Genomic DNA, 14,827 nt, shown 5'->3' with positions numbered 1-14,827 from the left:
GGACTGCGGTGGACGCCTGTGTCTTCTCGCGGATCGAGGGGACAGCGGGGCGTCTCGGACGAGCGTCCACACTATCGGCTGGGCATGACGACGGCCCGCCGCCTGTGGACAACCCACGGCTGACGGGCCGTTCGTACTCTTCGCGGTCGCGCGTATGGTCACACGGCGGCCTTCTTCAGCCGGCGGCGTTCACGCTCGGACAGGCCGCCCCAGATGCCGAAGCGCTCGTCGTTGGCGAGGGCGTATTCGAGGCACTCGGAGCGGACCTCGCAGGCGAGGCAGACCTTCTTGGCCTCTCTGGTGGAGCCGCCCTTCTCGGGGAAGAAGGACTCGGGGTCGGTCTGGGCGCAGAGTGCGCGCTCCTGCCAGCCGAGTTCCTCGTCCGCGTCGTCGACCAGCAGTTGCTGCACCAGCTCGGTCATGTGCGCCCCTCGTCTGTCTTCGCGTCCCCGTGCGTGGCCGTTACCGATTCCGGCTGAACGACACGAGTGAAATTACAAGTGTGCTGCTCCGGGCGAGTCAAGCCGAGATCTGCTATTGGGCCCGTTATTCACTCTGCGGAACCAAGGCCGTGCGGAAAGTGTTCAAATCGGCATAAACCTTGACACGCAGGCGGACCCGCGGGGACGGCCGAACCCCGTACAGATCCTCTGTACGGGGAAAGACGCCTCCGTGTTCGATCCCGTTCCGTGAGGCTCGCGCGCTCGGATGTGCCCCATGTGTCCCGGGACCCCGATGAGCAAACCTTTCGCCTGCGAAATAAACCGGAAGAGGTGAAACATGTCCCACATACCGGGCAGCGAGTTGACACTGCCCGTGTGAACCGCTGTCCTAGTGGGCATGCTCGCGTACTTGGCACCCACTTCGACCCGCACCGCCGGGTCCCTCGGTGCCGCCCGCGCGCGCTGTAGCTGTTGCTGCTGTCCCAGCTGTTGAGCCAAGCCCGCTCCGGCTGTCCCCGAGTCCATCCCGGCTCGGTCGCGTTCCGCCTTCTTCGATCCCCCTCATCCGGGGCATCCCGCCCGCCCGTGACCCGGGCGGACCGCACGCGTCACCCAGCTCCGGCCCCACTCTTTCCGCCGAGGACCACCGCACCCCCATGAACAGCGACAACGACCTCCAGATCGCCGGCGACATCCTCGAAGTCCCGCACCTGCTCCAGCCGCCGCGCGAGCACCCGGCCACCGTCGCCGAGTTCGCGGGGCTCGCCCGCTCGATCGCCGCCGACCGGGACCAGTGGGCGCACCTGGTCCGCTTCGACGCCACCACCCGCTGGTACCACCGGCTGCGCACCGGCCCCGGCTACGAGGTGTGGCTGCTGTCCTGGCTGCCCGGGCAGGGCAGCGGGCGGCACGACCACGGGCCCTCCTCCGGTGTGCTCACCGTCGTGGAGGGCACGCTCACGGAGCACACCGTGCGCGGCACGCGCGCGCTGGGGGCGGGCGCGCAGCGGGTGTTCGCGCCGGGGTACGTCCACGAGGTCGTGAACGACGCGCTGGAGCCGGCGGTCAGCCTGCACGTGTACCACCCCGGGCTGACCGAGATGCCCATGCACACCTCCCCGCACTGCGAGGCGCCCTCGGTGACTGCCTGACGCACTGTCGTACCCGGCTGACACACTGTCCCCATGCGCATTGTGGTTCTGGCAGGCGGCATCGGCGGTGCCCGTTTCCTGCGTGGTCTGAAGCGGGCCGCGCCGGACGCGGACATCACGGTCATCGGCAACACCGGCGACGACATCCACCTCTTCGGGCTGAAGGTCTGCCCGGACCTCGACACGGTGATGTACACGCTGGGCGGCGGCATCAACGAGGAACAGGGCTGGGGGCGGGCCGACGAGAGCTTCCACGTCAAGGACGAGCTGGCGGCCTACGGCGTCGGGCCGGAGTGGTTCGGGCTCGGCGACCGGGACTTCGCCACGCACATCGTGCGGACCCAGATGCTCGGCGCCGGCTATCCGCTCAGCGCGGTCACCGAGGCGCTGTGCGACCGCTGGCGGCCCGGCGTGAAGCTGATCCCGATGACCGACGACCGCGTGGAGACGCACGTGGCCGTGGAGCTGGACGGCGAGCGCAAGGCGGTGCACTTCCAGGAGTACTGGGTGAAGCTGCGCGCCTCCGTCCCGGCCCGGGCGATCGTCCCGGTCGGCGCCGACCAGGCCAAGCCGGCCCCGGGCGTCCTGGACGCCATCGCCCAGGCGGACGTGATCCTCTTCCCGCCGTCGAACCCGGTGGTGTCCATCGGCACGATCCTCGCCGTACCCGGCATCCGCGAGGCCATCGCGGACGCGGGCGTGCCCGTGGTCGGCCTCTCCCCGATCGTCGGGGACGCGCCCGTGCGCGGGATGGCCGACAAGGTGCTCGCCGCCGTCGGCGTGGAGTCCACGGCCGCCGCGGTCGCCGAGCACTACGGCTCCGGACTGCTCGACGGCTGGCTGGTCGACTCCGTGGACGCGGGCGCGGTCGAGCGGGTCGAGGCGGACGGCATCCGCTGCCGGGCCGTGCCGCTGATGATGACCGACGTGGAGGCCACCGCGCGGATGGCCCGGGAGGCGCTGGCACTGGCCGAGGAGGTGCGGGGAGCGTGAGCGCGACGGTGTCCGCCGAGGCGGGCGAGCGGGCGGAGTACCGGGTCTGGGCCCTGCCCGGCATCCCCGAGGTGCGGCCGGACGACGACATCGCCAAGCTGATCGCCTCGGCCGAGCCCGGCCTGGCCGACGGCGACGTGGTGATCGTGACCTCCAAGATCGTCTCCAAGGCGGAGGGCCGGGTGATGCGGGCCGATGACCGGGAGGCGGCGATCGACGCCGAGACGGTCCGGGTGGTGGCCCGGCGCGGCACGCTGCGCATCGTGGAGAACCGGCAGGGCCTGGTGATGGCCGCCGCCGGGGTCGACGCCTCCAACACCCCCGCCGGGACCGTGCTGTTGCTGCCCGAGGACCCGGACGCCTCCGCGCGCGCCATCCGGGCCGGTCTGCGCGAGACCCTCGGCGTCAACGTCGGGGTGATCATCACCGACACTTTCGGGCGACCTTGGCGCTCGGGGCTCACGGACGTGGCGATCGGTGCCGCCGGGGTGCGCGTGCTGGACGATCTGCGCGGGGGCACGGACGCGTACGGCAACCCGCTGAGCGCCACCGTCGTCGCCACGGCGGACGAGCTGGCCGCCGCCGGCGACCTGGTCAAGGGCAAGGCCGAGGGCCGTCCGGTGGCCGTCGTGCGCGGGCTGCCCCACGTCGTTGACCCCGGTACCGCCGACGGCACGGACGAGGGCGCGCGGGCGCTGGTGCGCCGGGCGCAGGACGACATGTTCCGGCTCGGCACCTCGGAGGCGATCCGGGAGGCCGTCACCCAGCGGCGCACCGTGCGGGCCTTCACCGACGCCCCCGTGGACCCGGGCGCCGTACGGCGCGCGGTGGCCGCGGCGGTCACCGCGCCCGCCCCGCACCACACCACGCCCTGGCGGTTCGTGCTGCTGGAGTCGGAGGAGTCGCGGGTACGGCTGCTGGACGCGATGCGGGACGCCTGGATCGCCGATCTGCGCCGGGACGGCAAGAGCGAGGAGTCCATCGCGAAGCGGATCCGGCGCGGTGACGTCCTGCGCCAGGCGCCGTATCTGATCGTGCCCTGCCTCGTCATGGACGGCTCGCACACCTACGGCGACCCCCGGCGCGACGGCGCGGAGCGGGAGATGTTCGTGGTCGCGATGGGCGCGGGCGTGCAGAACCTGCTGGTCGCGCTGGCCGGGGAGCGGCTGGGCTCGGCGTGGGTGTCGTCCACGATGTTCTGCCCGGACGTGGTGCGCGAGGTGCTCGGACTGCCGGCGGACTGGGACCCGATGGGCGCGGTCGCGGTCGGCCGGCCCGCCGAGGATCCCCGGCCCCGGCCGGAGCGGGACGCGGAGGCGTTCGTGGAGGTGCGCTGAGCGCCTACCCTCGTAAAACGGAACCGGCACCTCCGGAACATCCCGACCGGCCCTCTAGGACTCCCCCGTGGCAGGACGCTTTCCCCAGCGGCCCACGCGTACGACCGTGCGCGGCGGGCATGCCGCCGTGCCCGGGGCGACCGGGATACCCCGGCAGACGGCGCCCGCGCGGATCCGCCGGTGGGTGCCGGACGGTCCGCTGGACCTCGGGCTGACCCTCGGACCGCTGCGGCGCGGGCCCGCCGACCCGACGTTCCGGGCCACTGCGGACGGGTCCGTGTGGCGGGCCTGCCGTACGCCCGCCGGACCGGGCACGTTGCGCGTGCGCGCGTACGGCGGTGAGGTGCTCGGCGAGGCGTGGGGGCCCGGCGCCGAGTGGCTGCTGGAGCAGTTGCCGGAGCTGCTCGGCGCCGCCGACGATCCCGGGGCGTTCGTGCCCCGGCACCGGGTGGTGGCGCTGGCCCGGCACCGGCGGCCTGGGCTCCGGCTGACCCGGACCGGGCTGATGCTGGAGTCGTTGATCCCGTCCGTGCTGGAACAGAAGGTCACCACCGACGAGGCGTACCGGGCGTGGCGGCTGCTGGTACGGCGGTTCGGGGAGCCGGCGCCGGGACCCGCGGGGCTGGGCGAACGGCCGATGTCCGTGATGCCCGCGCCGCGGACCTGGGCACTGATTCCCTCCTGGGAGTGGCACCGGGCGGGCGTGGACGACAAACGGGCGTCCACGATCCTGCGGGCCGTACGGGTCGCCGCGCGGCTGGAGCAGGCGGTGGGAATGCCGCCGGACCAGGCCCGGGCGCGGCTGGAGGTCGTACCGGGCGTGGGGCCGTGGACGTCGGCGGAAGTCGTGCAGCGCAGCCATGGGGCGGCGGACGAGGTGACCGTCGGGGATCTGCATCTGCCCGGGATCGTGGGGTGGGCGCTGGCGGGCGACCGCGACGCCGACGACACGGAGATGCTGCGCCTGCTCCAGCCGTACACCGGGCAGCGGCACCGGGCGGCCCGCCTGATCCTGCTGAGCGGCCACATACCGGCCAGACGCAAGCCGAAGATGCCTTGGGTGGACATCGGTTTGCTGTGAGGTGCGGGTGCCGAGGGTTGCTTGCCGGCTCCGGAAAGTGACGGTTGCTGCTGGGGGTGGGGCGCTTACCGGCGCCGGCAGGGTGCCGCTGCGCCCATGGACGGCGCGTGCGGCAGGCGGTACCCCACACCGGCCCTGGGCCGGGCTACTGGTCGGAAGAGAAGCGGAGCGCCCCCGCGGGGATGCGGGCGTCGCACCACACCCGTACGCCCTCGCGGAGTTCGTTGTCGGCGCCCACGACCGCGCCGTCGCCGACGACCGTGCCGGTGAGGACGGAGCGTTCGCCGACCCGGGCCCCGGTGCCGATGAGGGAGTCGGTGACGACGGCGTCCGGCTCGATGACGGCGCCGGGAAGGATGGTGGAGCCGGAGACCCGCGCCCCCTCGGCCACGAACGCGCCCTCGCCCACCACCGTGCCGCCGGTCAGCTTGGCGTCCGGCGCCACCGTGGCCGTGGGCAGCACGAGACGGTCGCCGCAGCGGCCGGGCACGGCCGGGGAGGGCGCGCGCCCGAGGACCAGGTCGGCCGAGCCGCGTACGAAGGCGGCCGGGGTGCCGAGGTCCAGCCAGTACGTGGAGTCGACCATGCCCTGGAGATGGGCGCCGGCCGCCAGCAGGCCGGGGAAGGTCTCGCGTTCGACGGAGACTGGCCGGTCCGCCGGGATGGTGTCGATGACCGAGCGGCGGAAGACGTACGCCCCCGCGTTGATCTGGTCGGTGACGATCTCCTCCGGGGTCTGCGGCTTCTCCAGGAAGGCCAGCACGCGCCCGGTGTCGTCCGTGGGCACGAGCCCGTAGGCGCGCGGGTCCGCCACCCTCGTCAGGTGCAGCGAGACATCGGCGCCCGTCGTCTCGTGGGTGCTCACCAGGGCCCTGATGTCCAGCCCCGTCAGGATGTCGCCGTTGAAGACCAGGACCGGGTCGTCGGGACCGGAGCGCAGCCGGTCGGCGACGTTGCGGATCGCGCCTCCCGTGCCGAGGGGCTCCTTCTCCGTGACGTACTCGATGTGCAGGCCGAGCGCGGAGCCGTCGCCGAAGTACGGCTCGAAGACCTCGGCCAGATAGCTGGTCGCGAGGACGATGTGTTCCACGCCCGCCGCCCGGGCCCGCGCCAGCTGGTGGGTGAGGAACGGCACCCCGGCGGCCCGCACCATCGGCTTGGGCGTGTGCACCGTGAGCGGTCGCAGCCGGGTGCCCTTGCCACCGACCAGAAGGATCGCTTCCGTCACCTGTCGTCTCCGCTTCCAGCCGGACCGGCCGCGCTGCTGGTCTCACTCGTTTCGGCCGGCCAGTGTAAGCAGACCGGAGGACGGCGCCTCGGCCGGCCGCGCGGTGTCCGCCCGATCGGCGCGCGCTTTCCCCCGTCCGCCCGGCCTCAGCGCCCCTGGTAGCGCGCCGCGCTGGTGCGGAGCGTGCCCAGCTTGGCGTAGAGCCGCTTTCCGGGGCACTCGGTGGCGTATCCGTCCCGGTGACCGGACATCACGTGCAGCCGTACCTTCTTTCCCTTGGGGTAGAGGTTGCCGCCACCCGACGTGAGGTACGTCTTCGCCCTCGGATCGGCCCCGTGGAGGCCGAGCTTCCACGCGGCGAGCCGGGCGACGGCCGTCACCGCCGCGCCCGGCGGCTGCGTCGTGCCGTGGCTGCCGATCACGGCGACGCCCATGCTGTCGGTGTTGAACCCGAGGGTGTGCGCGCCGAGCACCGGCTTGGCCACGCCCCCGGCCCGGCCCTCGTAGAGCGTTCCGCACTTGTCGACGAGGAAGTTGTAGCCGATGTCCCGCCAGCCCATGCTCTTGACGTGGTAGCGGTAGATGCCGCGGATGACGGAAGGGGCCTGCGCGCAGGTGTACTTGTTGCCCGAGGCCGTGTGGTGCACAAAGGCCGCCTTGATCTTCTTCGTGTAGACGAACCCGCGTTCGCGCAGTGACTCGTCGGCGCCCCAGCCCCGGCGCGTGACGATCTTCGGGCGCGCACCGATGTACGGCTTGCCCCGTGACGGGCCCTGAAGCCTCGTCAGTTCCTTCTCGGTGGCCGGGCGGTCGAGTTCCGGGATCGCGGTGGTGCCGTAGGCGGCGACGTCGGCGTTGGCGCCCGAGGCGGCGATCGCGGCCTCCGTGGCCGGCGCGGTGCGCGGCGGCTCGCCGGCGGGCGCCCCCGCGGCCGGCGCCTGCCCCGTGTCCCGCCCGGGGTCGACCAGTTCCAGGCGCAGCCCCGACGGCAACGCGCTCCGTCCGCCCCGGCCGCCCGTCTTCTCCGCCCGCACCCGTACCTCCACACCGTCCGAGGCGCCCACCCACAGCGGTGCGGTCGCCCCGCGCACCCGGCGGGCGGAACGTTCCGCCGTGCCCGGGTCGGCGCCGTGGTCGGCGTGCGCCTCGACGTCCTGCCAGCCGGTCCACTTCCCCGTCGCGGCGGAGCGGGTACGCACCCGCACCCGGCCGCGCAGCCCGGTGCCGGGGTCGTCCCACACCACGCCGAGCAGCGCGAAGCGGCCGAGGCCGGTGCGGCGCAGGCCCTGCTCGGGGGCCGCGCCGGGGTCGCCTTCACGGGACAGCGGGACGAGCGGCAGCGACCGGGTACTGCCCGGAACCGCGCCCCCGGAACCGGACGCGGGCATGGACGCGGCCCCGGACGCGGGCACGGACCCGAACGCGGGCGGGGCCGGCGCGAGGGCGAGGACCGCCGCGCAGGCGGCACCGGTCGAGCGGAGGGTGAACGGAAGGACGCCGGAAGAGGAGGCAAGGAATCCACGCATACACACGACTTTGTGCATAACCGTACAAATCTGTCCATAGGTCAACTGACGGACCGTCGGACGGGGATCCGCCGAACCGGTGGCCCGTTCCCCCCGTGCCGACGCCCGCCCGCGCGTACCCTGTCCCGGGTGAACGCCACCGATCGCACCCCCGCCGACCTGCTGACTTCCGCGCTCGCCGCGGACCCCGGCCGCCCGCTGGTGACCTTCTACGACGACGCCACGGGCGAACGCGTCGAACTGTCCGTGGCCACCTTCGCCAATTGGGTGGCCAAGACCGCCAACCTCCTCCAGGGCGACCTGGGCGCCGAACCCGGTGACCGCGTCGCGCTGCTGCTGCCCGCGCACTGGCAGACGGCGGTGTGGCTGCTGGCCTGCTCCTCGGTGGGCGCGGTCGCGGACGTCGCCGGGGACCCGGCGGCGGCCGACCTCGTGGTGAGCGGTCCCGACGCGCTGGAGGCCGCGCGGGCCTGCTCCGGGGAGCGGGTGGCGCTGGCGCTGCGGCCCCTGGGCGGGCGGTTCCCGCAGCCGCCGGCCGGGTTCCTCGACTACGCCGTGGAAGTGCCGGGACAGAGCGACCGGTTCGTCCCGTTCGCTCCGGTGGACCCGCGGGAGCCGGCGCTCGTCGTCGCCGGACGGGAGTTCAGCGGCGCGGAGGTGGTCGAGCACGCCTGGGCCCAGGCGCCCTCGCTGGAGCTGACCGGGCCCGGTTCCCGGCTGCTGTCCGGGCTGCCGTACGACACCTGGGAGGGGCTGAGCGCGGGACTGTTCTCGCCGCTGGCCGTCGGCGGGTCCGTGGTGCTGTGCCGGCACCTGGACCGGCTGGACGAGGAGTCCCTCACCAAGCGCGTCGAGAGCGAACGGGTGACCGCGGTACGCCGCTGAGCCCGTACGGCGGCCGTCATACGGCGTGAGCCGCGCAGCGCCCCCGTACCCCCACGCCCCCACGCCCCGAGGACCCTCCGTCTCACCCGATCGGAGCAGCAAAGGGCGCTGCCCGGGCCGCTCCCCCGCCATCGTCGTAAGGGCAGCACGTGACGCTCGTACGCCATGAGGGGATGGCCCATCGTGACCGACACCGCAGGCAGGCCCCTCGGTACCGGTCGCGGTCCGGGGTCCTCGGCCACCGGGGACGGGCTGATACGACGCCGGCGGCGGCGCCGGCTGCGGAACTCGGCGCTGGGGGCGGCCGTCCTCCTCCTCGCCGCCGCCGGCGCCGGCTGGGCCGGTTACGCCCGGCTCAGCGCCAACATCACCTCCGACGAGGCCGCCGCCGCCGAACTGGCGCGCTACGAACGGGAGCGGCCCACCGCGCTGGTCCGGGACGCGCAGAACATCCTGCTCATCGGGTCCGACACCCGGGCCGGGGAGGCCAACCGCGAGTACGGCAAGGGCATCGACGGCCAGCGGTCGGACACCACGATCCTGCTGCACCTGGCCGCCGACCGGACCAGCGCCACCGCCGTGTCGCTGCCCCGCGACCTGATGGTCGACATCCCCTCCTGCCGGAAGGAGGACGGCACGCGCAGCGACCCGGTGTTCGCGATGTTCAACCACGCCTTCGAGGTGGGCGGTTCGGCGTGCACGATCCGGACCGTGGAGAAGCTCACCGGCATCCGCGTCGACCACCACATGGTGCTGGACTTCGCCGGGTTCAAGAGAATCGTGGACGCCGTCGACGGCGTCGAGGTGTGCCTCGAGGAGCCGGTGGACGACAAGGCGGCGAAGCTGCGGCTGCCCGCCGGGCGGGTCACGCTGAACGGGGAGCAGGCGCTCGGGTACGTGCGTGCCCGCAAGTCGCTCGGCAACGGCAGCGACACCGAGCGGATGGAGCGCCAGCAGCGGTTCCTCGGCGCGCTGGTCGACAAGGTGCGCGGCGACGACATCCTGCTCAATCCGGTGAAGCTGTATCCGCTGCTGGACGCGGCGACCTCCGCGCTGACCACCGACCCGGAGCTGGCGAGCCTGCGCGGCCTGTACCAGCTGGCGCGCGGACTGCGCGACATCCCCACGGAACAGGTCCGGTTCCTGACCGTGCCGAGACGGTCGTATGTCTACGACGCCAATCGTGATCAGCTCGTGGAGCCGGAGGCCGAGAAACTGTTCGGGCGGCTGCGGGCCGATCGGCCGGTGGCGGTGTCACGGGAGAATTCACAGGAAGTTCCCCGGGATGTCACAGGAGCGGGCGGCCCGGACGGCCCCTCGCCCGCCCCGACGTTTCGCGGGTACACCGCCGCCGAACACACCTGTGCGTAGGCCGCCTACCCGAAACGGCGAACCTCCGTTTTGAAAATGAGGGGGATTGCCCGGTTGTAGGCACGTCGAATTTGTCATCGGCGTCGTCCGACGCTGAACTGGGCGGATAGTGTGAGCGATCCGGTGCACCTGGCCGCGAGGTCCGACGGGCTTTGTCGGGGCCGTGCACTGTTTTCACCGAGACCCGAGCGCCTTGGAGGGGGAAGGCGCCGCGTGGCCCCGACGGAGGATTCGGACAACCGTGGACGCGCAAGGCCGTGGGCGGGCGGACAACATCGACCCCGCAGACCAGTGGGTGCTCAATCCGAACACCGGCGAATACGAACTGCGACTGAGCCCTTCCGCAGCGCAGCCGCCGGTTCCCGGACCGCGCAGACCGTCCGGGAAGGACGACGGCGGTGCGGCGGGCGGCCGTGCCCGGCGGCAGGGCGGCGAGAGCCGGCCGCCGTCCCGGGCGCGCGGCTCCGACGTGCCGCCGCCGCGCTCGGCCCGGCGCCGGGCCGCGGAGCCGGAGGCGCCGCAGGGGCGGCGCGCCTCGCGGCGGCCGGCGAAGAAGCCGTCCCGGGCGAAGAAGGTGCTGCTGTGGACCGGCGGGTCCATGGCGTTCGTGCTGGTCGCCGTGTCGGCCGCCGGCTACCTCTACATCAAGCACCTGAACGACAACATCACGTCCGTGTCCGACGACGGCGCCAGTACGGGTGGCTTCCGCAAGGACGAGGCGATCAACATCCTGCTGATCGGCACCGACAAGCGCACCGGCGCGGGCAACGAGGGCTACGGCGACGCGGGCAGTGTCGGCCACGCGGACACCACGATCCTGCTGCACGTGTCCAAGGACCGCTCCAACGCCACCGCGCTGAGCATCCCGCGTGACCTGATCGTCGACATCCCGGACTGCCCGACCGAGCAGGAGGACGGCACCCAGAAGGTCATCCCGGGCTCGACGGGCGTGCGCTTCAACACCAGCCTCGGGCAGGACGACCGCACGCCGAGCTGCACCATGCGCACGGTGACCGAGCTGACCGGGATCAAGCCGGACGACTTCATGGTGGCCGACTTCAACGCGGTCAAGACGCTGACCGAGGCGGTCGACGGTGTCGAGGTCTGCCTGGCCAAGGACATCGACGACCCGGACTCGCACCTGAAGCTGTCCAAGGGCAACCACAAGATCTCCGGTGAGCAGGCGCTGGCGTTCGTGCGCACCCGGCACTCCGTGGGCCTCGGCGGCGACCTGAGCCGGATCCAGCTCCAGCAGCAGTTCCTCGGCGCGCTGATGCGCAAGCTGAAGGGCAACTCCACGCTGACCAGCCCGACCAAGATGGTGAAGCTGGCGGAGGCCGGCACCAAGGCGCTGACCGTGGACGACAAGCTGGACGACATCAACAGGCTCAAGGACCTGGGGCTGGAGCTGGGCAAGCTCGACCCGAAGAACCTGACCTTCACCACGCTGCCGGTCAAGGACAACCCGGCCGACGGCCCCGTGCACAAGACGGTGATCGTGAATCAGGAGCTGGCCCCGCAGGTGTTCCAGGCCATCCAGAACGACATCTCCTTCACCGACGTGAAGAAGAAGGAGAAGGCGGCGAAGGACGCCCAGGCCGCCCGGCTGAAGGGCACCCAGGCGCCCGCCTCCGAGGTGCGGGTGCGCGTCCTCAACGGCGGGGCACAGGCCGGCAGCGCGCAGGCGGTACTGGGCTGGCTGCAGAACGACCAGGGCGTGACCAAGTCCGAGAACGGCGGCAACGCCCCCGAGAAGCTGGCGAAGACCACGCTGGAGTACGCGCCCGACCAGGCGGCCCAGGCCCGCCGGCTGGCCGCGATCATGGGCCTGTCCGGGGCCGCGCTGAAACCGGGCGAGAGCGTGGACAACGCGCAGGGACTGCCGGCGATGACGCTGACCCTGGGCGCGGACTTCAAGGGAGCGGGGGTCTCCCTGACACCCCCGACGAAGGCACCGAAGGTCGACAAGTCCACGGCGGACAAGGTGAAGTGCGCTTCGTAGGTAACCCATGGGGCCCGTCGTGCGTCTAACCGGACGCGGGACGGGCCCGCTGCTTGGCGCGAGGGCGGGGAGGGCAGGGAGTGGCGCAGAGCGAGGTGCGCGGAAAGGCTCCGGCGGTCGAGGACGCGGTGGCGCGCACGCCTGCGGCCGCGGGGGCACCGGCGGGTCCGGGCCGGGGTGGGAGCAGGCGGCGGCCGGGCGGTGCGGGGACCGACCGGCGGCGGCGAAGAAGGCGGGTGCTGCGCTGGTCGGCGACGGTGCTGGCGGTGGTGATACTCGGCACCGCGGGCGCCGGATATCTGTACTACCAGCACCTCAACGGCAATCTCCAGAAGGGGCGGCGCGCCAACGGCGACGACTCCAAGGCGCACCGGACCGCGCCGAACGCGGCCGGCCAGACCCCGCTGAACATCCTGCTGATCGGCTCGGACAGCCGTAATTCCGCGGAGAACGTGAAGCTCGGCGGCAGCCGGGACCACGCCGGCGACCCGCCGCTGGCGGACGTGCAGATGCTCATCCACCTCTCGGCGGACCGCAAGAGCGCCGCGATGATCAGCATCCCGCGGGACACCCGGGTGGACATCCCCGCGTGCACGGACCCCGACACCGGCAAGGAATATCCGCCGACGAACGACATCATCAACGTCACCCTGGCCCGTGGCGGGGCCGGCTGCACGCTGCTGACCTGGGAGAACCTCACCGGGGTCTATATCGACCACTGGATGACGATCGACTTCGCGGGCGTGGTGCGGATGGCCGACGCGATCGGCGGTGTCGACGTCTGCGTGAACCAGAACGTGTCGGACCACCCGACGGCCACCGTGTCCGGCGGGTCCGGGCTGAAGCTGACCAAGGGCACGCACAAGGTGAAGGGCGAGCAGGCGCTGCAGTGGCTGCGCACCCGGCACGCCTGGGGCGACGACCTGATGCGGGCCCGCGCCCAGCACATGTACCTGAACTCGATGATCCGCACGCTCAAGCAGCAGAACGTGTTCACCGACACCGGCCGGCTGATGGACCTGGCGGACGCGGCCGTCAAGTCGCTGCACGTGTCCGAGGAGATCACCTCGGTCAAGAAGCTCTACGACCTCGGCATGCAGATGAAGTCGGTGCCCACGGACCGCATCACCTCCGTGACCATGCCCAACCTGAAGGACCCGCGCAACGGGAACCACGTCATCCCCGACAAGGAGAACGCCGACAAGATGTGGCGGATGCTCCGGGACGACGTGCCGTTCGACAAGAACGGCGGGAAGCCGGACGGGAAGGGCGGCAAGAAGGACACCGCCGCGAACAAGCCGGAGAAGAAGCCGTCCCTGGACACGGCCGCGCTCGGGGTGCTGGTGCGCAACGCCACCCGGACCTCCGACGAGGCCGCGGTGGGGCAGCGGGCGTCGGCGATCGCCCAGGTGCTCGTCGGCAAGGGCTACACCCGGGCGCAGGCCGACGCCTCGGCAAGCCTGGCCGAGGACAAGACGCTGGTGCGCTACCCGAGCGCGGACCTGGAGGGCGACGCCCAGGCGGTGGCCGAGGCGCTGGGCATCCCGATGACCCAGGTGCAGAAGTCGACCGACGTCTCGGGGGTCACGGTCGTCGTCGGCGCGGACTGGCGCTCCGGCCCGTCCTACCCGAAGGCGTCCGAGCCCGAGGCCGGCGACCTGCCGGAGAACTCCGACGCCGTGAACGGCTCGGACACCTCCAAGTGCATGGACGTGTACGCCCCCTACCGCTGGTAGCGGACCGGGTTCCGGGGCCCCGGTGGAAGGGGCCCCGGCGCGGGTTCAGGCGTGGACCGCGGGCCGGCGGGAGGCGATGACCTTCCGCGCCAGCGACTTCGGGCTGGTCAGGAAGCCCCAGCCCCAGGACATGTGCATGGTGGCCAGGGCGACGGGGATGCGCAGCCGGGCCGACAGCGGCAGCCCCTTGCCGGCCGGGACCGAGCCCGCGACGATCGCGGCCAGGTAACCGCCGGGGACCACCAGGCCCCAGGGGGTCAGCGCGACGCCGACGACGAGGCCCGCCGCGATGGCGCACACCGCCACCGGCGGGGCGAGGTAGCGCAGGTTGATGGACCCGGCGTGGTAGCGGGCGACGACGTGCCGCCAGCGGCCGTAGTCCTTGTACTGCCTGGCCAGCGCGCGCACCGACGGCCGCGGCCGGTACGACACCCGCAGCTCGGGCGAGAACCAGATCAGCCCGCCCGCCTCACGGATCCGGAAGTTCAGCTCCCAGTCCTGGGCGCGGATGAACTCCTCGTTGTAACCGCCCTGCCGCTCCAGCGCCTCGCGCCGGAACACGCCGAGGTAGACGGTCTCGGCGGGGCCGGCCTGGCCGCCGGTGTGGAAGGCCGCGTTGCCGACGCCGATCTTCGACGTCATCGCGGCGGCCACCGCGTGCTCCCAGGCGTTCTCGCCCTCGGCGTGCATGATGCCGCCGACGTTCTGCGCGCCGGTCTCCTCCAGCAGCCGCACGGCGGTGGCGATGTAGTTCGGCGAGAGCATGCCGTGGCCGTCGACGCGGACCACGATCGGATGCCGGGACGCCTTGATCGCCGCGTTCAGCGCGGCCGGGGTACGGCCGGTCGGGTTGGGCACGGTGTGCACGCGGGGGTCCGCGCGGACCAGCTCGGCGGCGATCTCGTCCGTGCGGTCCGTGGACGGACCGAGGGCGATCACGACCTCCATCTCGCCGGCGTACTCCTGCGCGAGGATCGCTTCGACGGCTCCGCGCAGATGCCGCTCCTCGTTGAGGACGGGCATGATCACGGACACTGCGGGGAGCCGCACGTCGGGCTTGGCGTTCATAGGAGC

The 14,827-nt window shown here is 72.4% G+C and carries 12 protein-coding genes; 8 read left to right on the top strand and 4 right to left on the bottom strand.

What is annotated here, in order from left to right; translation table 11 throughout:
• Window positions 1–158 precede the first annotated feature (158 nt).
• Window positions 159–422, bottom strand: a complete 264-nt coding sequence (locus IE251_RS07810) for a WhiB family transcriptional regulator (RefSeq protein ID WP_003975777.1) — start codon at window positions 420–422, stop codon at window positions 159–161.
• A 677-nt stretch (window positions 423–1,099) separates the two neighbouring features.
• Between IE251_RS07810 and IE251_RS07805 the strand changes: the two genes are divergently transcribed.
• The 4 genes from IE251_RS07805 to IE251_RS07790 all read left to right on the top strand — a co-directional run bounded on the left by IE251_RS07805 (window position 1,100) and on the right by IE251_RS07790 (window position 5,005).
• A complete protein-coding gene (locus tag IE251_RS07805) occupies window positions 1,100–1,594 on the top strand; it encodes a cysteine dioxygenase (RefSeq protein ID WP_189752140.1) in 495 nt (164 codons plus the stop codon).
• Between the two features lie 33 nt (window positions 1,595–1,627).
• The gene (gene cofD / locus IE251_RS07800) at window positions 1,628–2,587 is read left to right on the top strand and encodes a 2-phospho-L-lactate transferase (RefSeq protein ID WP_189752139.1); all 960 of its coding nucleotides are present in this window, start codon (window positions 1,628–1,630) and stop codon (window positions 2,585–2,587) included.
• On the top strand, window positions 2,584–3,924 hold the full coding sequence (locus IE251_RS07795) for a coenzyme F420-0:L-glutamate ligase (RefSeq protein WP_189752138.1): 1,341 nt from the start codon (window positions 2,584–2,586) through the stop codon (window positions 3,922–3,924). Before cofD ends, IE251_RS07795 begins: the two co-directional genes overlap by 4 nt.
• Window positions 3,925–3,991: 67 nt before the next feature.
• Complete coding sequence (locus tag IE251_RS07790; RefSeq protein ID WP_189752137.1) at window positions 3,992–5,005, top strand: DNA-3-methyladenine glycosylase family protein; 1,014 nt, start codon at window positions 3,992–3,994, stop codon at window positions 5,003–5,005.
• Between the two features lie 145 nt (window positions 5,006–5,150).
• Here the strand turns inward: IE251_RS07790 and manB are convergent, their stop codons facing one another.
• Together manB and IE251_RS07780 are read right to left on the bottom strand one after the other, a co-directional pair.
• The gene (manB, locus tag IE251_RS07785) at window positions 5,151–6,233 is read right to left on the bottom strand and encodes a mannose-1-phosphate guanylyltransferase (protein ID WP_189752136.1); all 1,083 of its coding nucleotides are present in this window, start codon (window positions 6,231–6,233) and stop codon (window positions 5,151–5,153) included.
• A 146-nt stretch (window positions 6,234–6,379) separates the two neighbouring features.
• A complete protein-coding gene (locus IE251_RS07780) occupies window positions 6,380–7,759 on the bottom strand; it encodes a peptidoglycan recognition protein family protein (protein WP_373301975.1) in 1,380 nt (459 codons plus the stop codon).
• A 129-nt stretch (window positions 7,760–7,888) separates the two neighbouring features.
• Between IE251_RS07780 and IE251_RS07775 the strand changes: the two genes are divergently transcribed.
• The 4 genes from IE251_RS07775 to IE251_RS07760 all read left to right on the top strand — a co-directional run bounded on the left by IE251_RS07775 (window position 7,889) and on the right by IE251_RS07760 (window position 13,753).
• A complete protein-coding gene (locus tag IE251_RS07775; protein ID WP_189752134.1) occupies window positions 7,889–8,644 on the top strand; it encodes a TIGR03089 family protein in 756 nt (251 codons plus the stop codon).
• 183 nt (window positions 8,645–8,827) lie between these two features.
• Window positions 8,828–10,015: an LCP family protein gene (locus IE251_RS07770; protein ID WP_229896650.1), complete on the top strand. Its 1,188-nt coding sequence runs from the start codon at window positions 8,828–8,830 to the stop codon at window positions 10,013–10,015.
• Window positions 10,016–10,256: 241 nt separating this feature from the next.
• Window positions 10,257–12,017: an LCP family protein gene (locus IE251_RS07765; protein ID WP_189752132.1), complete on the top strand. Its 1,761-nt coding sequence runs from the start codon at window positions 10,257–10,259 to the stop codon at window positions 12,015–12,017.
• Window positions 12,018–12,097: 80 nt separating this feature from the next.
• Complete coding sequence (locus IE251_RS07760; RefSeq protein ID WP_189752131.1) at window positions 12,098–13,753, top strand: LCP family protein; 1,656 nt, start codon at window positions 12,098–12,100, stop codon at window positions 13,751–13,753.
• A gap of 45 nt (window positions 13,754–13,798) precedes the next feature.
• On the opposite strand, the gene IE251_RS07755 is transcribed toward IE251_RS07760, so the two are convergent.
• On the bottom strand, window positions 13,799–14,821 hold the full coding sequence (locus IE251_RS07755) for a glycosyltransferase family 2 protein (protein ID WP_189752130.1): 1,023 nt from the start codon (window positions 14,819–14,821) through the stop codon (window positions 13,799–13,801).
• Between the last annotated feature and the right edge of the window lie 6 nt (window positions 14,822–14,827).

This window comes from Streptomyces eurythermus, from assembly GCF_014649115.1.
In the GTDB taxonomy this organism is placed as follows: domain Bacteria; phylum Actinomycetota; class Actinomycetes; order Streptomycetales; family Streptomycetaceae; genus Streptomyces; species Streptomyces eurythermus.
This window is presented reverse-complemented; position numbering and strand designations above follow the sequence as displayed.